23 protein-coding genes are annotated in these 19,783 nt (G+C 62.2%); 10 read left to right on the forward strand and 13 right to left on the reverse strand.

Features of this window, described 5'->3' with window-relative positions; translation table 11 throughout:
• The first annotated feature begins 156 nt into the window (after positions 1–156).
• Complete coding sequence (locus HAD_RS15210) at positions 157–477, forward strand: hypothetical protein (protein WP_035573222.1); 321 nt, start codon at positions 157–159, stop codon at positions 475–477.
• Positions 478–547: 70 nt separating this feature from the next.
• Here HAD_RS15210 and HAD_RS15215 read toward each other — a convergent pair whose 3' ends face one another.
• Both HAD_RS15215 and HAD_RS15220 read right to left on the reverse strand, forming a co-directional pair.
• Positions 548–907 carry a hypothetical protein gene (locus tag HAD_RS15215; protein ID WP_035573223.1) on the reverse strand — a complete coding sequence of 120 codons (360 nt, stop codon included), beginning with the start codon at positions 905–907 and terminating at the stop codon, positions 548–550.
• 46 nt (positions 908–953) lie between these two features.
• Positions 954–1,508 carry a LemA family protein gene (locus tag HAD_RS15220; protein WP_035573225.1) on the reverse strand — a complete coding sequence of 185 codons (555 nt, stop codon included), beginning with the start codon at positions 1,506–1,508 and terminating at the stop codon, positions 954–956.
• Positions 1,509–1,674: 166 nt separating this feature from the next.
• Here HAD_RS15220 and HAD_RS15225 point away from each other — a divergent pair, with 166 nt between their 5' ends.
• On the forward strand, positions 1,675–2,388 hold the full coding sequence (locus tag HAD_RS15225; protein ID WP_051596405.1) for a VIT1/CCC1 transporter family protein: 714 nt from the start codon (positions 1,675–1,677) through the stop codon (positions 2,386–2,388).
• An 81-nt stretch (positions 2,389–2,469) separates the two neighbouring features.
• Positions 2,470–3,675: an APC family permease gene (locus HAD_RS15230; protein ID WP_206741287.1), complete on the forward strand. Its 1,206-nt coding sequence runs from the start codon at positions 2,470–2,472 to the stop codon at positions 3,673–3,675.
• Here the strand turns inward: HAD_RS15230 and HAD_RS15235 are convergent.
• Positions 3,651–4,013, reverse strand: a complete 363-nt coding sequence (locus HAD_RS15235; RefSeq protein WP_051596362.1) for a helix-turn-helix domain-containing protein — start codon at positions 4,011–4,013, stop codon at positions 3,651–3,653. The genes HAD_RS15230 and HAD_RS15235 overlap by 25 nt on opposite strands.
• Before the next feature lie 47 nt (positions 4,014–4,060).
• Between HAD_RS15235 and HAD_RS15240 the strand changes: the two genes are divergently transcribed.
• Positions 4,061–4,519 (forward strand): SRPBCC family protein, encoded by a 459-nt coding sequence (locus tag HAD_RS15240; RefSeq protein WP_035573227.1) that lies wholly within the window; start codon positions 4,061–4,063, stop codon positions 4,517–4,519.
• Positions 4,520–4,551: 32 nt separating this feature from the next.
• On the forward strand, positions 4,552–5,301 hold the full coding sequence (locus tag HAD_RS15245; protein WP_199285853.1) for an SIR2 family NAD-dependent protein deacylase: 750 nt from the start codon (positions 4,552–4,554) through the stop codon (positions 5,299–5,301).
• A gap of 42 nt (positions 5,302–5,343) precedes the next feature.
• Here the strand turns inward: HAD_RS15245 and parC are convergent, their stop codons facing one another.
• Positions 5,344–7,578: a DNA topoisomerase IV subunit A gene (gene parC / locus HAD_RS15250; protein ID WP_035573231.1), complete on the reverse strand. Its 2,235-nt coding sequence runs from the start codon at positions 7,576–7,578 to the stop codon at positions 5,344–5,346.
• Between the two features lie 130 nt (positions 7,579–7,708).
• On the opposite strand from parC, the gene HAD_RS15255 reads away from it, so the two are divergent.
• On the forward strand, positions 7,709–8,392 hold the full coding sequence (locus HAD_RS15255) for an extensin-like domain-containing protein (protein ID WP_035573233.1): 684 nt from the start codon (positions 7,709–7,711) through the stop codon (positions 8,390–8,392).
• 4 nt (positions 8,393–8,396) lie between these two features.
• Here HAD_RS15255 and HAD_RS15260 read toward each other — a convergent pair whose 3' ends face one another.
• Positions 8,397–8,585, reverse strand: coding sequence for a hypothetical protein (locus HAD_RS15260; RefSeq protein ID WP_156942306.1), 189 nt, complete (start codon positions 8,583–8,585; stop codon positions 8,397–8,399).
• Positions 8,586–8,708: 123 nt separating this feature from the next.
• Between HAD_RS15260 and HAD_RS15265 the strand changes: the two genes are divergently transcribed.
• Entirely contained in the window at positions 8,709–9,320 is a 612-nt protein-coding gene (locus tag HAD_RS15265; RefSeq protein WP_035573237.1) for a glutathione S-transferase family protein, read from the forward strand.
• A 3-nt stretch (positions 9,321–9,323) separates the two neighbouring features.
• On the opposite strand, the gene recO is transcribed toward HAD_RS15265, so the two are convergent.
• The 8 genes from recO to rpoZ are packed head-to-tail and all read right to left on the reverse strand — an operon-like array spanning position 9,324 to position 16,087.
• Positions 9,324–10,049 (reverse strand): DNA repair protein RecO, encoded by a 726-nt coding sequence (gene recO / locus HAD_RS15270; RefSeq protein ID WP_035573239.1) that lies wholly within the window; start codon positions 10,047–10,049, stop codon positions 9,324–9,326.
• A gap of 6 nt (positions 10,050–10,055) precedes the next feature.
• The gene (gene era, locus HAD_RS15275; RefSeq protein ID WP_035573241.1) at positions 10,056–11,003 is read right to left on the reverse strand and encodes a GTPase Era; all 948 of its coding nucleotides are present in this window, start codon (positions 11,001–11,003) and stop codon (positions 10,056–10,058) included.
• A gap of 2 nt (positions 11,004–11,005) precedes the next feature.
• Positions 11,006–11,755, reverse strand: coding sequence for a ribonuclease III (gene rnc / locus HAD_RS15280; RefSeq protein ID WP_084332000.1), 750 nt, complete (start codon positions 11,753–11,755; stop codon positions 11,006–11,008).
• Complete coding sequence (acpS, locus tag HAD_RS15285; protein ID WP_035573243.1) at positions 11,752–12,162, reverse strand: holo-ACP synthase; 411 nt, start codon at positions 12,160–12,162, stop codon at positions 11,752–11,754. Before acpS ends, rnc begins: the two co-directional genes overlap by 4 nt.
• The gene (locus tag HAD_RS15290) at positions 12,159–12,902 is read right to left on the reverse strand and encodes a pyridoxine 5'-phosphate synthase (RefSeq protein ID WP_035573245.1); all 744 of its coding nucleotides are present in this window, start codon (positions 12,900–12,902) and stop codon (positions 12,159–12,161) included. Before HAD_RS15290 ends, acpS begins: the two co-directional genes overlap by 4 nt.
• Positions 12,902–13,483 carry an orotate phosphoribosyltransferase gene (gene pyrE, locus HAD_RS15295; RefSeq protein WP_035573247.1) on the reverse strand — a complete coding sequence of 194 codons (582 nt, stop codon included), beginning with the start codon at positions 13,481–13,483 and terminating at the stop codon, positions 12,902–12,904. Before pyrE ends, HAD_RS15290 begins: the two co-directional genes overlap by 1 nt.
• On the reverse strand, positions 13,473–15,728 hold the full coding sequence (locus HAD_RS15300) for a RelA/SpoT family protein (RefSeq protein ID WP_035573249.1): 2,256 nt from the start codon (positions 15,726–15,728) through the stop codon (positions 13,473–13,475). Before HAD_RS15300 ends, pyrE begins: the two co-directional genes overlap by 11 nt.
• Before the next feature lie 8 nt (positions 15,729–15,736).
• A complete protein-coding gene (gene rpoZ, locus HAD_RS15305) occupies positions 15,737–16,087 on the reverse strand; it encodes a DNA-directed RNA polymerase subunit omega (protein ID WP_034766242.1) in 351 nt (116 codons plus the stop codon).
• Positions 16,088–16,244: 157 nt separating this feature from the next.
• Here rpoZ and HAD_RS15310 point away from each other — a divergent pair, with 157 nt between their 5' ends.
• From HAD_RS15310 to nadA, 3 genes are all read left to right on the forward strand, one after another.
• Complete coding sequence (locus tag HAD_RS15310) at positions 16,245–16,814, forward strand: LabA-like NYN domain-containing protein (protein WP_035573260.1); 570 nt, start codon at positions 16,245–16,247, stop codon at positions 16,812–16,814.
• A gap of 250 nt (positions 16,815–17,064) precedes the next feature.
• Complete coding sequence (locus HAD_RS15315) at positions 17,065–18,363, forward strand: amidohydrolase (protein WP_035573714.1); 1,299 nt, start codon at positions 17,065–17,067, stop codon at positions 18,361–18,363.
• 213 nt (positions 18,364–18,576) lie between these two features.
• On the forward strand, positions 18,577–19,719 hold the full coding sequence (gene nadA / locus HAD_RS15320; RefSeq protein WP_035573263.1) for a quinolinate synthase NadA: 1,143 nt from the start codon (positions 18,577–18,579) through the stop codon (positions 19,717–19,719).
• The last annotated feature ends 64 nt before the right edge of the window (positions 19,720–19,783 follow it).

Genomic DNA, 19,783 nt, shown 5'->3' on the forward strand with positions numbered 1-19,783 from the left:
GGTACGTATCCACCAGCCAGGCGACCCAAACCTGCCGTAACCACACACCCAAAAAGAAACTTATCCAACACCTCCGTGGCCTGACGTATAGTCCGGCACATGTCACTCTTTCATCCACCCGCAGGCTTTCCGCCGCACCTTACGTATTTCTGGCCCATGATCTGGGTCCAGGTGCTGCTGCTTCGCGCAGCGGTGCGGGCCGCCTATGGAAGAGGCGTGCAGTACCATTGGAGCGTCTCACCGAATGGGCGCGTATTCCTGACGAGCATTGACTGGATGCCGTCGCAGAAGCGCGAACGGCAAAGTCTGACACCGTCGCCGTATCCGAATGCCCGGCTTGCCACGGCCTGCGACGGCACGGCCATGCAGCCCTCCTATAATCGGTTCGATGTGCGCCCTGACCGCCTTGCTGCGTTTCGGGCGCCGTGCGGAGGCGTGCCCGCGTCTTCGCGAAACCTGCCTCTGCCGGAAACCTGACGCAGAGATGCTTTCGAAAACTTAGCCTGCCGACCAAGCGCCTTTACGGGCGTCGCGCGCGCTGGCCAGCCTATTCCGTCTCGCCGCAATCATAATCGGCGATCGCACCGCCATCCGCCGTGCGCGCCACCGACACGAGCGTGCAGCCTTCCGGCGCAGCAGCTTTGGCGGCGGCTTCAAGGTCTGCCTCGGCTGGCGGGCCGGCGCTGGCGATATTGAAATTGCCGTCGGTCTTGACCGAGAATTTCAGCTTGAATCCCTGCCCTTCGGCGGGCGCCGCGTAGAACTGGTAATTGCCGCCATAGACATTCTGCGGCGCCAGGCCGTTCCAGCTCGACGCGCTCCAGCCGGCGCTGCTGGCGCCGGAGGCACAGCCGGATACAAGGACGGCGACAGTCAGGACTGCCGCCGATCCGATAAATCTTTTCATGGTCACCTCCCGTGTTCGGCAGGAGATTAACACATTCGGCAGGCGCCTAGAACTTCACTTCCGGCGGTGTGCTGAGCGCCTCGCGGCCTTCGACGCCGACATCGAAGAAGTCGCGGCCTTCGAAATTGAACATGCCGGCAATGATGGAGCCCGGGAACTGTTCGCGGGAGGTGTTGTAGTCCTGAACCGCCGAATTGTAGAAGCGGCGCGCGGCGGCCAGCTTGTCCTCAATGGAGGACAGCTCGTTCTGCAACTGGATGAAGTTCTGGTTGGCCTTCAGGTCGGGATAGGCTTCGGCGAGGGCGAACAGCTTGCCCAGCGACGCGGTCAGCATGCCCTCGGCCTGGCTCATTTCGGAGGGGGTCGACGCACTTTGCGCGGCGTTGCGGGCCTCGATCACCTGCTGGAAGGTTTCCTGCTCGTGCTTGGCATAGCCTTTGACCGTTTCCACGAGGTTCGGGATCAGGTTCTGGCGCTGTTTCAGCTGCACATCAACGTCGGCAAAGGCCTGGTTGACCCGCTGCCGCTTCATCACCAACCCGTTGTAGATCAGGATGATAAAGCCGATAATGGCGACGATAATGCCAAGCGCAATAAGCATGGGTGTCCCTCCGGAAAGCCTTGTGTCTCAACGCCTAAACGGCACCGCGACATCGCGCAAGTGAAAGCCCGCCAGCATTGGCGAAGCCGGGGCGATATGCATGCTTGACCATCGGGCCCTGTTTGGCCACGCATGGAAAACCGCAGAGGATCCCGTCATGACAGAAATGCCTCCCAAATCTGCCGATACCTACATCCATACCGAACACCACTATTTCCAGCGGATCGGCTGGCTGCGCGCGGCCGTGCTGGGGGCGAATGACGGTATCCTGTCGACCGCCGGCCTTGTCATCGGCGTCGCCTCGGCAGAGGCTTCGACGGGCGCCATCCTCACCGCAGGCCTGGCGGGCCTGGTGGCCGGTGCCATGTCGATGGCGGCGGGCGAATATGTCTCCGTCTCCTCGCAGGCCGATCTTGAAAAAGCCGACCTCGAAGTGGAGCGGGCAGCCCTCAAGAGCCATCCGGAAGCCGAGCTGCAGGAACTGACCGACATCTACAAGAGCCGCGGCCTGAACGAGGAAACAGCCCGCGAAGTGGCCCGCCAGCTGACGGAGCATGATGCGCTCGAAGCCCATGCGCGCGACGAACTGGGCATGAACGACGCGGTCGCCGCCCGGCCGGTGCAGGCGGCCTTCAGCTCTGCCGCCAGCTTCACCATTGGCGCGGCCCTGCCGATCCTCGCCGCGGCCATCGCGCCGCTCGGCCAGATCACGCCGGTCGTGGCGGTGGTCTCGTTGATCAGCCTCGCAATCCTCGGCGCCGCCTCGGCCAGGGCGGGCGGAGCCAGCAAGCTGCGCGCGTCCGCACGCGTCGTCTTCTGGGGCGTTGCCGCCATGGTTGTGACCGGCGTGATCGGCCACTTGTTCGGGACAGTCGTGTAGACGGCAGCCCGAAACGCCCCGTAAACGGAACCCGGTGCAGTCTCATCCATTCTGTTCAGGGCATTGAAGGAACCGGCCGGCTTGTTGCAGGAAATCCTCATCAGCGTCATCACGCTTGGTATTCTCGGCCTGCTGATGTGGCCGCGCGTGCGCGATCTCCGCGCCTGGCGTGCGACGGTGACGCCGCTCGCTTCGATCATCGGCAGCGGCTTTCTCGTCCTCGGGCCGATCCTGTCCCATTCCTATGGCAAGTATGCGCCGGCGGTGATGGCGTTGCTGTGCCTCGCCGCCTATTCGTTCGGCGCGGCAATCCGGTTCAATATCGCGAACATTGACCGCCACCCGAAACGCTCGTCCCTGGAACAGCGGACCGAATATATCGCCTCCTGGGCCCTGTCCTTCGCCTACTGCATTTCGGTTGCCTATTACCTGAACCTGTTCGGCGCTTTTGCGGTGAAGATGACGCCGCTCAACTCCCCCGCCGCCGCGAAGACGGTCACCAGCGCGGCGCTGATCCTGATCCTTGCGGTTGGCTGGTTGCGCGGCTTCTCGGCCATGGAGCGGATGGAGCAGGTCACCGTCAGCCTGAAGCTCGCGATCATTGCAGGCTTTCTGGCCGGCCTCAGCATCTATTTCGCCGGCCAAGCCCGGGGCGGACACCTCGTCGCCATGGCGCCGGCCGAAACGGGCTGGACCGGCATCGCACTGGCGTTTGGCCTGATCATCACCGTGCAGGGGTTCGAGACATCCCGCTATCTGGGCGATGAATACAAGCCCGCCATGCGGGTCCGCTCGATGCAGTATTCGCAATGGCTCGCGACCGCCATCTACATGATTTATGTCCTGCTGCTGACCTACGCCTTCGATGCCGAAACCGTGCCGCTGACGGAAACGGCGATCGTCGACATGATGAGGATCGTCTCGGCCGTTCTGCCGGCAATGCTGATCGTCGCGGCCCTGGCGGCGCAATTCAGCGCCGCCATTGCGGACACGAGCGGCGCAGGCGGATTGGTGGAAGAGTTGTCCAAAGGCCGGATGTCGCCGCGGATGGCTTACCTGATCCTCGTCCTGATCGGGCTGGGCCTGACCTGGTTCTCGCACATCTTCCAGATCATCAGCTTCGCCTCGAAAGCGTTCGCCTATTACTACGCGCTGCAGTGCGCGATCGCGTCCGTGGGCGCCTTCCGGGAAGCGAAAGCCCCCATACGCGGCACCGCCTTCGCGGCGTTCGCCATCCTGGGCGCCGCCGTCATGTTCTTGGGTCAGCCCGTGGAAGGTGCAGGCTGAGACGCCGGAGCCTCGTCTGCTTCCAGGCGGGTTTTCAATTCGTCCAGCATATCTACCGCGCGGGCGGCATAAGGCCCGATCCAACGGTCATGAATGCGCTTGACCGGAATGGCGTTCAGGTAATTCCACCGCACGCGCCCAACCCGGCGAACCAGCACCAGATCCGCCTCTCCCAGTACGCGAAGATGCTGCATCACCGTACACCGGTTGAGATCCGGAAACCGGGCGCACAGCTCGCCTGTCGTCTGCGGATTGTCTCGCAGAGCATCGAGAATTTGCCGCCGTACCGGCGCGGCCAGGGCCTTGAAAATAAGGTCGTCGTTGGTATCGCTTGACATGTTATGTTTTTATAACATGTTGGGTCAGAGGGCAAGGAGATGTGGTGATGGAATTCAAACCCAAATTCGAAGTGAGCAGCCGCATCGGCCGACCGGTGTCCGAAGTCTTCGAGGCCTTCGTGAACCCGGACATCCTGTCCCGATACTTCACAACCGGGGGTGCGAAAGGCCGTATCGAGAAAGGTGCTACCGTGATGTGGGCCTTTCATGAATTCCCCGGCGCCTTCCCGGTGAAGGTTGTCGAAGTGGAGCAGGACAAGCGCATCGTCTTCAAATGGGGCGAAGGCGGCGACGACAGCTCTGACGTCGAAACGACAGTCACGATCCGCTTCGAGCCGACCGGCGACGGCCGCACCATTGTCTCCATTGCTGAGGAAGGCTGGCCTGCGACCGAACAGGGATTCGGCAAATCCTATGGCAATTGCATGGGCTGGTCGCAGATGCTGAGCGCGATGAAGGCGTGGGTCGAACATGGCATCAACCTGCGCGACGGCATGTACAAGTAGCCCAAGCCGGAAAATTGTGTAGCATTAGGAACATGACTGACGCACCCGAAGAACTTGCCAGCCTGATTTCTCAATGCCGCCGCGCCGTGGTTTTCACCGGCGCGGGCATCTCGACCGAAAGCGGCATTCCCGATTTCCGCAGCCCCGGCGGCGTGTGGAGCAAGATGAAACCGATCTATTTCCAGGATTTCGTCAGCTCCCGCGAGCAGCGGACCGAGGCCTGGAACCGGGTGTTCAACAATCCCGCCGGCTGGACCGGCGCCAAGCCCAATGATGGCCACCACGCCGTGGCCGACCTCGTCCAGATGGGCAAGGTTTCCAGTGTCATCACCCAGAATGTCGACAATCTCCACCAGGCCTCCGGCGTGGCCGACGACCGGGTGATCGAGGTGCACGGCAATGCCAGTTATGCCCGCTGCCTGCAGTGCAGCAAACGCTACGAACTGGAAGACCTGAAGCCCCGCTGGGAAGCTGGCGAGGACATCACCTGCGTCTTCTGCACCGGACTTGTGAAGACGGCGGTCATCTCCTTTGGCCAGGCCATGCCGGAAGACGAAATGAACCGCGCCATGGAAGAGGCCGCCCTCAGCGACCTATTCATCGTGCTGGGGTCATCGCTGGTCGTCTACCCGGCCGCCGAACTGCCGGTGATCGCCAAGCGCACGGGCGCCACGGTGGTGATCGTCAATCGCGACGAAACCGACCACGACTCCTATGCCGACCTTGTTCTGCACACGGAGATCGGACCACTTATGAAGCAGACCGTCGCGCGGGTTTACTGAGTGGAATGAAAAACGCCCGGCTGTCTGGCCGGGCGCTCTTTATCAGCCTGTAAATGTCCCGCTTCTCGGGAAGCCTTTCGGAACGACCTTGCCGGCCTGGGCCCGCTGGCCTTTCCAGTCTTTCCATTCCGGGAAGGCGCGGTGGCGCCCGCCGGTCATGACGATGAGGCCGTCGCGCTTGTCGAAGGTGATCAGGTCTTTCAACTCTGCCTTGCCGCTATAGGCCTGCACCTTGTTGCCTTTGCCGCGTGCCATTTCCGGCAGGTCGGACAGCGGGAAGATCAGCATCTTCTTGTTGGTGCCGACGACGGCAAGCATGTCGCCTTCGACGACCGGGCAGCAGACGAGATGGCCCTTGCCGGTGTTCACGGCAGACTTGCCGGCCTTGCGGTTCGACTCCAGCTCCTTCTCGTCGACCACGAAACCATAGCCCGTGGAGGACGCCATGACGCGTTTGCGATCAGGTTCGAACCGGAACATGGCGATGATGTCGACACTGTCTTCCAGGTCAATCGTCAGGCGGATCGGTTCACCATGCCCCCGTCCGCCGGGCAGCTTGTCGGCCGCCATGGTAAAGGACCGTCCGTCTGAGGACATCAGAATGAGCTTGTCCGTGCTCATCACTTCCTCGACAAGGTAGAGCTCGTCCCCATCCTTGAACTTCACGGAACTGGTATCGAGGCCGTGGCCCTTCATGCCGCGGATCCAGCCCTGTTGCGACAGGACAACCGTGATCGGCTCTTTGGGTTTGGAGGCTTCGAGGGCGGCGGCGAGGTCCACTTCCTTGACGTCGGAGAAGGTGGCACGGCGGCGGCCGAGCTCCGAGTCCGGATCAAAGGCATCACGTGCCGCTTTCAGCTCTTTCGACACTTTCGTCCACTGGCGGCGTGTCGATCCGAGCAGCAGGACCAGCTGTTCGCGTTCCTCGGTCAGCTTCTTGTGCTCACCGCGGATCTCCATTTCTTCCAGCTTGCGCAGGGCGCGCAGGCGGAGATTAAGGATCGCTTCAGCCTGCACATCCGTCAGACTGAACGTCTCCATCAGGACAGGTTTCGGCTCGTCCTCGGTCCGGATGATGCGGATCACCTCGTCGATATTGAGGAAGGCCTTGAGGTAGCCGTCGAGCAGGTGGAGGCGCTTCTCGATCTTGTCGAGGCGATGCTGCGCCCGGCGAACGACGACCTCGCGGCGGTGCTCCAGATAGGCCTGCAGCACATCCTTCAGGCCCATGACCTGCGGCGCGCCGTTGTGCAGCACGTTCATGTTGAGGCTGAAGCGCGTTTCAAGATCGCAGACCTTGAACAGGCTTTCCATCAGCACGTCCGGCTCGATCGTCTTGGACCGCGGCACGAGGACCAGGCGGACATCCTCAGCGGACTCGTCACGCACATCGTCCAGCAGCGGAACTTTCTTGGCTTCGATCAGTTCGCCCAGCTTCTCCAGCAAACGCGATTTCTGCACCTGATAGGGAATTTCGGTGACGACGATCTGGTAAGTGCCCCGGCCGGTGTCTTCGGTTTCCCAACGCGCCCGCATCCGGAAGCTGCCGCGGCCTGTCTCATAGGCGTCGAGCATCGACTCATAGGGTTCGACAATGATGCCGCCGGTCGGGAAGTCCGGCCCTTTCACGAAGTCCATGAGTTCGGCTGTGGTGGCCTTCGGCTTCTCGATCAGCAGCCGCGCCGCATCGATCACTTCGGCCGCATTGTGCGGCGGGATCGAGGTCGCCATGCCGACGGCAATACCGCTTGCGCCATTGGCCAACAGGTTCGGGAAGCCAGCCGGAAGGACGACCGGCTCTTCATCGTTCTCGGCATAGTTCGCCCGGAAGTCGACCGCGTCTTCGCTGAGCCCGTCCAGCAGCAATTCTGCTGCAACGGTCATCCGCGCTTCGGTGTAACGATAGGCGGCGGCGCTGTCGCCGTCGATGTTGCCGAAGTTCCCCTGACCGTCGACCAGCGGGTAGCGGACCGTGAAGTCCTGCGCCAGGCGCACCAGTGTGTCATAGATCGAGCTGTCACCGTGCGGGTGGAAGTTACCCATCACATCGCCGACGATCTTCGCACACTTGCGATAGCCGCCTTCCGGGTCCAGCCGCAGCACGCGCATGCCGTACAGGATACGCCGCTGAACGGGCTTCAGGCCGTCGCGGACATCCGGCAGGGCCCGCGCCGTGATCGTCGAGAGCGCATAGGCGAGATAGCGCTTGGAAAGCGCCTCGCTCATGGGTTCATTGATGATCCGGTCTTCCGGCTCGCCATCCTTGAGGTCGGACATTCTGGCCCCTTCTCGGTTCGTGCCACATTCTGGTGCAGGTCCGCGGGCAGAATCGCCTGCGAGTCGCGAACAGTCTTAAGTTAACAGAAATAGCCCTTTGGTTAAGGAACCCTATAGGTACTGACTGCAGATGCCTCACTTACGCGCCTGGTTTGTCCTCTTGACCGTCCCCGCGCTGTGCGTGGCGCTGTTCCTGTTGTCGGCGCCGCCCCGGCATAATCCCTTCGCGCCGGTCGACCTGAGCGACCGAATTGGCCTCGGCACGGGCCATCAGCTGGCCCGTGCGGCCAAGCATCCGCAGGTCTGCTTCCCGGCGCTGGACAGGGCTGGCGTGCTCTATACGCGCCTCGACGATGCGCCGAAGGGGGAAAAGTGCGGCCTTTACAATGCCCTGACCCTTGACCGGACCCTCACGCCCTATTCCGCCACGTTGCGCATGACCTGTGGAGAGGCGGCGGCGCTTTATGTGTGGGAGCGCCATGTCGCCCGCCCGGCGGCAGTGGATATCCTCGGCTCGCCCCTCGCGCGGATCGAGACCTATGGCAGCTTTTCCTGCCGGAATATCGCCGGATCCGGCCGCCTGTCAGAACATGCGCATGGCAATGCGGTCGATATTTCGGGTTTCCGGCTGGAAGACGGCCGTCTGATCGACGTGAAGACTTTCTGGGGAAAAGGCGGGAAGGAAGCCAAATTCCTGAAAAAGGTGCATTCCGGCGCGTGCGACCTGTTCTCGGTGACGCTGGGCCCGGACTACAATGCGGCGCACCGGGACCATTTCCACATGGATATGGGTCCCGGCAGCACCTGTCGTTAAACCCCTATGGGCGGGTCTGGCAGCGGTAACCGTCCTCGGTCACCTCCTTGACGTTCGCCTCGCCGCCGCAGACGCGGATCGCGAGGTCGGTATTGGCCCGCACAACATCCTCGTCATGCACGCCGGTGACGGCGATACAGCCGGACAGGCTCGCTGCCAGCAACACGCCGGCGAGGATCATCGAATTTTTCATGGCATCAGCCTCCAGGAAGCAAACGCCCATCTACCCCGACGTCACATATGACGGCGCTGTCTGAACCGACTATGAATGCTTCAGGCTCGCAGATGACGAGCGAAGCATTCTGGGAGGAAGCACATGAAACTCATCAACTCGGTCGGCCCCAACCCGCATGTCGTTCGCATGTTCATGGCGGAACGCGGCATCGACATTCCGCTGGAAGACCTCGATATCCAGAAGGGCCTGAACCGTCAGGCGCCCTATCTGAAAACCAATCCCGCCGGCCAGACGCCTTGCCTTGTTCTCGATGACGGTTCTGTCGTCACAGAGATCACAGCCATCTGCGAATACCTGGATGAAAAATTTCCGGGCGACAGGCTCATTGGCGATACGCCGGAAGAGCGGGCCCAGAATCGCCGCTGGACCCGTTGGGTCGACCTCAACATTGTCGAGCCAATGGGCAACGGGTTCCGCTCGTCCGAAGGCCTGCCGATGTTCAAGGACCGCATGCGCTGCATTCCGGAAGCAGCGGACGGCCTGAAAGCGTGCGCGCAGGACAAGATCAAATTCCTCGACGCCCGCCTGGCAGACCAGCCCTACGTTGCGGGCGATGAATTCGGCTTGGCAGACATCCTGCTCTTCTGTTTCCAGGCTTTCGGCAATGCCGTCGGACAGCCGGTAAATCCGGAATTCAAGAACTATGCGGCCTGGTTCGCCAAAGTCGGTGAACGCCCGAGCGCCAAGGCCTGATCCTCAGCCCACCAATCGCTTTATCAGCCGCTCCCGTTCCGGCGGCATGGCCCTGTTCATCGCGTGGAACACCCGCGACTCCAGGAAGTATCCTGTCAGCTTCAGCCCGTCGGCGACATCCTCGCCGCCGACGGGGGCTGAAGACGCGACGAGGAAGGACGGCAACCGGAGCAGTCGCGAGACATAGTCTTCCGCCTCCGATCCCCGTACGGCCCGGCCGGTTCGCGGTGAGACGTGCGTCAGGCCGTCATTCGCGCCGCTGATCGCGCACTCGTCCAGATCAAGTCCAAAGCCCAGCGCAGACAGCAGGCCAAGTTCCCAGCGCACATAAAGCGCCGGCCAGATCTCGCGGGCCTCGATCTGGTCGAGCAGCAGCTCCGTCGCCTCGAACATGGCCGAGCCCGCAACGTCACCTTCATCCAGCGACATTCTGAGGATGGCGGTAATGGCCGAAACCGCCGCCAGCGCCCTCGCATCGTCCAGCACGCGCGATACCCGTTCCTTGGTGGCTTCGGCGACCTCGAACCGGCCCAGCTGATCTTCCAGCCGGCCTGTCCAGGAGAGGGATACGGAATTGCCCGCTTCGTATTGCGCGCGGCGCCGACGGGAATTGCCGCCATAGACGAGGCCGGACCGGCGCCCCCGGGTCCGCGTCAGAACATCCAGAATAAGGCCGCCTTCACCAAAGCGGCGCCCTCCAAGGATAATTCCGTCATCGGACCAGTTCATCTTGCCTCAGACATCAAACTCCAGGCCAAGCCCCTGATAGCTTTCCCGGCGTTCCTGCCAGCGTTCGTCGACCTTCACAAAAAGGAACAGGTGCACCTTTCGGCCCAGCATTTCGGAGAGTTCCTCACGCGCCATGCGGCCGATATCCTTGATCGTCTGGCCACCCTTGCCCAGCACCATGGATTTATGGTTCTCGCGGCCGACAACGATGACCTGCTGAACCCGGACAGATCCGTCCTTGCGTTCTTCCCAGCTCTCGGTCTCGACCATCAGCTGATAGGGCAGTTCCTGGTGCAGGCGCAGCATCAGTTTCTCGCGCGTCACCTCCGCCGCCAGCAGACGCATGGGCAGGTCCGCCACCTGGTCTGGCGGGTAAAGCGCCGGGCCTTCCGGCATACGGGCGGCAATTGCCCCTTCCAGCTTTTCGACCCCGTCGCCATTCTCGGCCGAGATCATGTGGACCTCTTCATAGGCGCCCGTCTCGTTCAGTTCCGCAATGATCGGCAGAACCTGATCGTGCGGGAACAGGTCGATCTTGTTGAGCGCGAGAATGGCTTTCCGGCCGCTCGCTTTCAGCTGTTCGACAACCCGGCGGTCATCCTCGATCGAGTGCTTCTGCGCCGCCGTTTCCTTGCCCGACTTGTCCGCCACCCAGGACGCCGCATCGACAAGGTGCACGATCGCATCGGCGTCGTCTGCGCCGCTCCAGGCGGCTTTCACCATGGCCCGGTCCAGCCGGCGCTTCGCCGCGAAGATACCGGGGGTGTCGACCAGCACGATTTGCGTGTGATCGGTCTGCGCAACGCCGCGTACGGGAAAGCGCGTCGTTTGCACCTTGTGCGTAACGATGGCCACTTTGGCACCGACCAACAGATTGGTCAGCGTCGATTTGCCGGCATTCGGTGCGCCGATAATGGCGCAGAAGCCGGCATGGGTTATGTCTGTGTCGCTCATATCTATCCTGCCAGCGATTGGAGCAGCAGGGCAGCAGCGCTGCGCTCGGCTTCGCGTTTGGAAGGTCCGGTCGCCACGGCACTGCCGCGTCCTTCGACCTTCGCTTCGATTTCGTAAACGGGTTCATGGTCCGGGCCAGACCGGCTCAGCACATCATAGTCCGGTAATGGAAGGCCCTGTCCCTGCGCCCATTCCTGCAGCAGGGTTTTCGGATCCTTCGTCTCCGCCGGGGTGGACGCAAACTGCGGTGCCCAGGCTTTCTCGATGAATTTGCGCGCAGGCGAGAGGCCGCCATCCTTGAAGATCGCGCCAATGATCGCCTCACAGGCATCGCCCAGCGTGGATTCCCGCGTTCGCCCGCCAGCGGCTTCTTCGCCATCGGACAAAAGGACGAACTCGTGCAGGTCCAGATGGCGCACCGCATCGGCGCAGGCGCCCTTCTTCACGAGGCGGTTCAGGCGCGGAGCCAATTCGCCCTCGCTCTCCATCTTGCGGCGCGCCATCAGGCGCTCGGCAATGACGAGGTTCAGGACCCGGTCGCCAAGGAATTCCAGACGCTGGTTGGACTCCCGTACCGGATCGCCTCCGCCGACAGCGCTTGGATGCGTCAGCGCCCGAACCAGCAGCTTCGCATCCTTGAACTTGTAGCCGAGAACGTCCTGTGCCGCCTTCAGGCGGTCGTCGGAGAGAACCGGCACACCGGCCTTTCCCTTGCTGCGCAAGCGGGTACGTTTTGGACGGGCGGGCTTCATTGGCCGGTCACCGGCAAGGCTTCGATGATCACATGGGCTTCGGCCCAGGGATGGTCATCGGTGATTGTCAGATGGATGACGACCTCGTGGCCTTCCGGCATCAGGGCCTCCAGGCGCTTTGCAGCGCCGCCGGTCAGGGCCAGGGTCGGCTTGCCTGTCGGCAGGTTCACGACGCCGAGATGTTTCCAGTGCACCCCGCGCCGCGGCACGCCCGTGCCCAGCGCCTTGGCGCAGGCCTCCTTGGCGGCAAAACGCTTTGCATAGGTCTCAGCCGTGCGGCGGCGGCGGCGCGCCAGCGCGATCTCCGTTTCGGTGAACACGCGGTTCTCGAACCGCTCACCAAAACGCTCAAGCGTCTTTTCAATGCGATCAATATTGCAGAGATCGTTTCCGATACCGATGATCATCCGCGTGCCTCATCCATCAGGCGGCGCATCTCGCGGATGGCAGCGTCCAGGCCAATGAAGATCGCTTCGCCGACCAGGAAATGGCCGATGTTCAGTTCGGCAATTTCAGGAATGGCCGCAATCGGGCCGACATTCTCGAATGTGAGACCGTGGCCGGCATGGGGCTCAATCCCGCGCTTGCGGGCTTCATCCGCCGCGGCCTGCAGGCGGCCAAGCTCCGGTGCAGCGGCCTCGGCACCGCCCTGATTCCAGAGCTCGGCATAACGTCCTGTGTGAAGCTCCACGACCGGCGCGCCGAGCACTTCAGCAACGGCGATCTGAACCGGGTCCGGCTCGATGAACAGCGACACACGCGCCCCGGCATCGCGCAACTGGCGCACAATGGGAGAGATCTGATTGTGCAGGCCGGCGACATCGAGGCCCCCCTCGGTCGTGCGCTCCTCACGCTTTTCCGGCACAATGCAGGCCGCATGCGGACGAAACCCGCACGCAATCGCAGTCATTTCCTCTGTCGCCGCCATTTCCAGATTGATCGGAAGGCTGGATGCGCTGCGGATCGCGTCGAGATCCCCGTCGCGGATGTGGCGGCGGTCTTCGCGAAGGTGGATCGTAATACCGTCTGCCCCGGCAGCCGCGGCAATCTCTGCGGCCCGCGCCGGATCGGGATGTGCACCGCCACGGGCGTTCCGGATGGTCGCCACATGATCGATATTCACCCCGAGGCGCAGCCGCCCGCTCATCAGGCGAGTCCTCGCGAACCTGGTTTCACGGCTGGCATCAGGGCCAGTTCCGGCGGCAGGTCGTCGGCGTCATAGTCAGGGAAGTTGACCGATGCGAGCGAGACAAGTTCGCACCCGACATCGGCGCGGCCACCCGACCGGTCGATAATACACGCCCCGCCAACCACTTCGCCCGGAAGTGCCTCAAGCGCCTCGACAGTTTCACGGAAAGACAGGCCGGTCGTCACGATATCCTCGGCGATCAGCACGCGTTCCCCCTCAGTGATGGAGAAGCCACGGCGAAACTGAAGTTGCCCATCCACGCGTTCGGCAAAGATCGACCGGCAGCCAAGCTGGCGGGCCAGTTCGTAGCCCGGAATGATACCCCCGACGGCCGGTCCGGCAACAACGTCGATCTTGCCGAATTTCTCGGTCAGCTTCTTCGCAAGCGCCGCGCAGAGCTTTTCGGACTTGTCCGGCTGGGAGAAAACCAATGCTTTCTGCAGGAACACCGGGCTGCGGCGCCCGGACGAGAGGATGAAATGCCCCTCCAGCAACGCACCTGCCTCGCGGAACACCGCGAGCACTTCTTCATTGGTCATCTTCACCCTCCTGGTCACGCACCGCCCGGTCGACCACTGCGAGCGACCGGAGCGCGGCCAGTATCTGCGTCAGGCGTTTCAGGTCTTCAACCTCAATTTCCATGACCAGCTCAGTGAAATCCTTCTGACGCTCCACCGTGGCGATGTTGACGATGTTGCCGTTTGATTGCGCCACAGCGGCACAGAGCTTGGCCAGCACGCCGCGCGTGTTGGCGGCATTGATGCGGATCCGGCCGACCGCCATGGCATCGGTCCGGGCAAGCTCGGTCCATCTCAGGTCCACCCACAGGTCAGGCTTGTCGTCATATTCTGCCAGCTTCGGACAGCTCGCCACGTGCACGACGATCCCCTGGTCCGGCACCTGGACGCCCATGATGCGGTCTCCCGGCAGCGGGCAGCAGCATTTGCCGAGGTGCAGCGTCACGCCGGGGGTCAGGTCATGGCCAGACACGAGCAGCGGGGCATGCTGGGAGTCGACCTTCGTCTTGGAAGGGTCGCCCATCGGCTCGGCCTTGTAGCCAGGGAATGCTGCCTGGATCACATCCGCTGAACTGATCCTGCCGCGCCCGACGGCTTCGGCCATCTCCTCACGTGTCTCAAATCCGGCGAGCCGGGCCGTATGGGTCATCTTCACATCGACCGGATCGATGCCAGCGCGCCGCAGCGCCTGATTGACCAGGCCTTCGCCAAGGCGGCGGAAGTCCGCCGTATCGCGCTCACGCACAAGCCGGCGCAGCGCCGAACGGGCCCGCCCGGTGATCGCCAGTCCTTCCCAGCCATGAACCGCTGACGGTCTTTTGCCGCGGATGATCTCCACCACATCGCCATTCTTCAACGGCCGGCGCAGCGCCTTGATCTCGCCATTGATTTTCACGCCAACGCACGTATCGCCCACAGCCGAATGGACGGCGTAGGCAAAGTCCAGCGGCATCGCCCCCGCCGGCAGGATGATCAACTTGCCTTTCGGTGTGAACGTGAAGACGTGCTCGCGGTACATTTCGAGCTTGGCATGTTCGAGGAATTCCCGCGCATCGGCCCCGTCCTGCAGCAGTCCGGAAATCGTTTCCAGGCTGGCCGCCGGATCAAGCCCTGCCGCCTTCGCGGATTCCGCATCGAAACCATATTGCTTGTTTTTGTAGCCCCAGTGTGCCGCGACACCGAACTCCGCGGTCTGGTCCATCGCCTCGGTGCGGATCTGCAGCTCCACCCGCCGGTTGCCGGACGCACGCACCGTGGTGTGCAGGCTCTGATATCCGTTTTGCTTTGGCACGGAGATGAAATCGCGGAACCGGTCCGGAATGCAGGCCCACAGCGTGTGGACTTCTCCCAAAACCCGATAACACTCTTCCGTAGACTGAACGATCACACGGAAAGCAAAAAGGTCAGCCACATCGCGGAAGGAAATCGATTTGCGCTCCAGCTTCCGCCACAGCGAGTAAGGCGCCTTCCTCCGGCCCTTGATACGGCACGGGATGCCGGCCATTTCCATCAATTGAGTCAGGTCAGCCCGTATGCGTTCAAGATCGTCAGCATTCTCCAGCGCCAGTTCTTCCTGGCGATAGAGGATGGCCCGGCGTGCTTCGGCGTTGAGTTCCTGGAAAGCCAGGTCCTCCATCTCGGCTGCCAGCTGGTAAAGGCCGACCCGGCGCGCCAGCGGCGCGTAGATATCCATCGTCTCGCGCGCGGTGCGATAACGGCTTTCCGGCTTCTTGCGGAAATGCAGTGTCCGCATGTTGTGGAGCCGGTCTGCCAGCTTCACCAGGAGGACGCGGATATCGCTGGTCGTCGCCAGGATGAACTTCTGGAAATTCTCGGCCTGCGCCGTTTCCTTGGAGGAAAACTCGATCTGGTCGAGCTTGGTAACGCCATCGACCAGTTCGGCCACATCGGCGCCGAAGCGCACTTCGATTTCGCCGATGTCGATTTCTTCCACATCCTCGACAACATCGTGCAGCAGGCCCGCCACGATCGTGATCTCATCGAGATGCACGTCCGCCAGCAGGCTCGCGACTTCTACGGGATGGGAATAATAGGCGTCGCCGGAATCGCGCTTCTGTTCGCCATGATGTGTCTTGGCAAAATCGTAGGCAGCGCCCAGCAGCTCGGACTTCACGCGCGGATGGTACGCGCGGACCTTGGCAATCAGTTCTTCGCGGGTGAGGACATGGTGTTCACCCACGGCCTCAGCGGCCGGTGATGCTTCGCCAGCCCCTTTGTCCTTGGCGGAAAGGGTGCTGCCGTCCATCGAACCTCCTAGAGCCGGTCGTCGCGCCCGGATTCGAGCTCAGCCTGATAAGCCCGCATGACATCTTCTTCCGTCGCTGCCGGGGCAGCTTCGAGGGCCATACGGTCTGCTTCGCGCTCGTTCTCTTCGCCCGGACGGATGTCCTGCAGGCCAGAGATGAGGGCTTCCTTCACCACTTTCAGGTCAACGGACTGATCGGCGATTTCGCGCAGGGAGACGACTGGATCCTTGTCATTGTCGCGGTCCACAGTGATCGGCGAGCCTTCGCGGATCATGCGGGAACGGTGCGCGGCAAGCAGCACAAGATCAAAACGGTTCGGTACCTGCTCGATGCAGTCTTCGACGGTCACTCGGGCCATGGATTCAGAGTCTCCTTTGAACCGCCCCTTATATGCAGCGCAGCAAGGGCGCGCAACCCGTCCCTTGCGCCGGATTGCAGCGGAAACTAAGCTGTAAGGTCTTACTTTGCCCAATTTACGGCCGCGCCCGCCGCTGCGGACATTTCGAGGCTTAATCATGGCGTTTTACAAAGATGAGCGCCTCGCGCTCTTCATAGATGGTGCAAACCTCTATTCGGCCGCCCGTGCACTGGGGCTCGAAATCGATTTTCGAAAATTACTGAAGGAATTTCAGGGCCGTGGCCGGCTGTTGCGGGCGAATTATTACACCGCACTGGTCGAGAGCGACGAATACAGCCCGATCCGCCCCCTGGTCGACTGGCTGGCCTATAACGGGTTCAGCGTGGTGAAGAAGGCTGCCCGGGAATACACGGACCGCGAAGGCCGCAAGCGCCATCGGGGGAATATGGACGTCGAACTCGCGGTCGACATGCTCGAAGCCGCCGCACATCTGGACCATATCGTGTTGTTCAGCGGGAATGGCGACTTCCGGCGCGTCGTGGAAGCGGTGAAAGCCAAAGGCGTGCGGGTTTCGGTCGTTTCAACGAACACATCCAGCCCACCCCAGGTGGCAGATGACCTGCGCCGGGAGGCCGATGCCTTCATCGAACTGGAAGATATCGCGGACATGATCGCCCGGCCACGCCGTGACCAATCGGATGACCCGGCCTCCGACGAAGACGAGTAGGCCACCTTCCCGTCTGCGTGCTGTCACCGCACTTGGCAGTGGGGCAAACCTTGCTAGGGTCGGCCGATCTATTTTCCGGAGACCTGCCATGCTGCGCCCTACTCTCATTTCGACCCTCGCCCTGGGCCTCGCCCTTGCCGGATGCAGCAAGAACGAAGCGCCTTCGGCCGGCGAACCTGCCAAAGGCGCGGTCACAAGCACCGAAGCGGCCGCCACAGCCTCCGAAACGGCAGCGGTCCAGCCGGCGGCCATGTCTGTGCGCGAAGTCGGCACGCCGGACCAGTCGATCCTCGACCTCTATCTCCAGCTTCACCAGGCGCCGGAACTCTCGTTCAAGGAGGCCAAGACCTCTTCCATCCTGGCGAGCGAACTGGAGTCTCTCGGATTCGAAGTGACCACCGGCGTCGGACAGGACTGGGTGGTCGACAAGGCGACGCGCGATATCGGCGAAGTCAAACCGGGCGTCGGCGGCTATGGCGTGGTCGGTGTCTTCAAAAACGGCAATGGCCCCACCGTTCTGATCCGGACGGACATGGACGCCCTGCCCGTGCCGGAACAGACGGGCGTTCCCTACGCCTCGACTGTCGAAGCGCAAACCTGGACGGGCGTCGACAGCAAGGTCATGCACGCTTGCGGTCACGATGTGCACATGACGGCCTGGCTCGGCACGGCCCGCGCCCTTGTCGCACAGAAGTCCAAATGGAAGGGCACGCTAGTCATGATTGCCCAGCCGGCCGAGGAAATCGGCCTCGGTGCCGAAGCGATGCTGGCCGACGGCCTGTTCGAGCGCTTCCCCAAGCCTGACTATAATCTTGCCCTGCATGTCTCCGCCGATGCCCCGTCTGGCACCGTCGTCTATTCCTCCGGCTATGCCATGGCGAATGTCGATAGCGTCGACATCCACGTGAAGGGGATCGGGGGGCACGGCGCCTATCCCCACACGACGCGCGACCCGATCCTGATTGGTTCGCACATCGTGACAGCGCTGCAGAGCCTGGTCTCGCGGAACGTCAATCCGCTGGACAGCGCCGTCGTGACTGTCGGATCGTTCAAGGCCGGCGCCAAGCACAACATCATTCCGGACGAAGCCACCCTTCTGCTGACGGTTCGCTCCTATGACGATGATACCCGCCAGATGCTGCTGGATGGCATTGAGCGCATCGCGAAGGCGGAAGCCGCGGCCTTCGACGCGCCGGAACCGGAAATCACCATCGAGACGGACTATACGCCCTCAACTTATAACGATCCGGACACCACTGGCCGCGCCATGAAGGCGGTCAGCAAGAAGCTGGGCTCGGAATATGTGAGTCAGGTAAAACCGGTCATGGGCGGAGAGGATTTCTCCCAGTACAGCCGCACCGCCGACAAGATCCCGAGCGTGTTGTTCTGGGTTGGTGCGGTGGAGCCTTCGAAATACGCCAAGGCAAAGGCCGATGGCATGCCGCTCCCTTCCCTGCACTCCTCTCTGTTTGCGCCGGACTATGCCCGCACGATCCAGACCGGAACCGATGCGATGACCGCTGCGGCGCTGGAGCTCTTCAAGGACTGACGCCGCGCCAACCCGGGCTTTCTGTGATTGCGTTTTCACACCGGCTGCGCTAAACCCCCTTTTGCTCATAGTGCGCAAAAGCTTTAAAAGCTTGTCGCACGAGCGCCCTGATCCCGGACGTTTGAAGGTCTTCCCCTTGAAACGCACACTTTCGGGGCCATATTATACTCAAATCGAGCAAAAGGTGCTCGGTTGGTCAAAGGAGGACGTGACATGGCTCGTCTGATCGATTCTGGTCCTGGCTGCCCTACCCCCACACCGCTGCGCGGCCCGAATGCGGCTGAAGCCCGCGGCCTTACCTATGATGACGCCGTGCGCGCCGAAACGGACCACCTTTACCCGCTCGTCAAGGATTTCGTGACGCCGATGGAGTGGCCGGCAATGGCCCCGCTCGTCGCGGCGATCAACCGCCTGAAAGTCCAGAAGAACGCCGTCATCCTGGCGCACAATTACATGACGCCGGACATTTTCCGTCTCGTCGGTGATTTCCGGGGCGACAGCCTCCAGCTCGCCCGCGAAGCGTCCAAGGTCGATGCCGATATCATCGTCCAGGCCGGCGTGCACTTCATGGCCGAGACCTCCAAGATTCTCGCCCCTGAGAAAACGGTCCTGATCCCGGATACCCGCGCGGGCTGCTCGCTCGCCGCGTCGATCACGGGCGCCGATATGCGCCTGATCAAGGAGAAGTACCCGAATTATCCCGTGGTCACCTATGTGAACACGACGGCCGACGTGAAGGCCGAGTGCCACATCACCTGCACCAGTTCCAATGCGGCGCAGGTCGTCGAGGCCGTCGCGAAGGAATGGAATTCCGACACCGTCATCCTGGTGCCGGACCAGTATCTCGCCAAGAACGTCGCGGCCCAGACGGACATCCGCATCATGACCTGGCCGGGCGCCTGTGAGGTGCACGAGATGTTCAGCGCCGAAGACGTCCACCAGCTGCGGGACGCCCACCCGGGTGTCGTCATCCTGGCCCACCCGGAATGCCCGCCGGACGTTCTGGAAGCGGCTGACTATGCCGGCTCCACGGCCGCGCTCGCCAATTATGTGGCCGAAAAGCACCCGCCGAAAGTGGTCCTGCTGACGGAATGCTCGATGAGCGACAATGTTGCTGCCGAGAACCCCGGCACGAACTTCATCCGTCCCTGTAATCTGTGCCCGCACATGAAGCGCATCACGCTGGAGAACATCTATGATTGCCTGGTCACAGGCGAACATGAGGTGACCATTCCGGAAGATGTGCGCCTGCGGGCCAAGGAAGCGCTCGATGCCATGATGGCCCTGCCACGCATGGAAAAGCCGCTCGATTTCGTGACCGGCCTCGAGCCTCTCGAAATCGAGATGGTGGTTTAAGCGGCTGAGGCGTTGGCGTCGGCAGCCGCTGGCGCTAGGTTATGCGTGTGAGGACAAATAGGAG

This window comes from Hyphomonas adhaerens MHS-3 (assembly GCF_000685235.1).
In the GTDB taxonomy this organism is placed as follows: Bacteria; Pseudomonadota; Alphaproteobacteria; order Caulobacterales; family Hyphomonadaceae; genus Hyphomonas; species Hyphomonas adhaerens.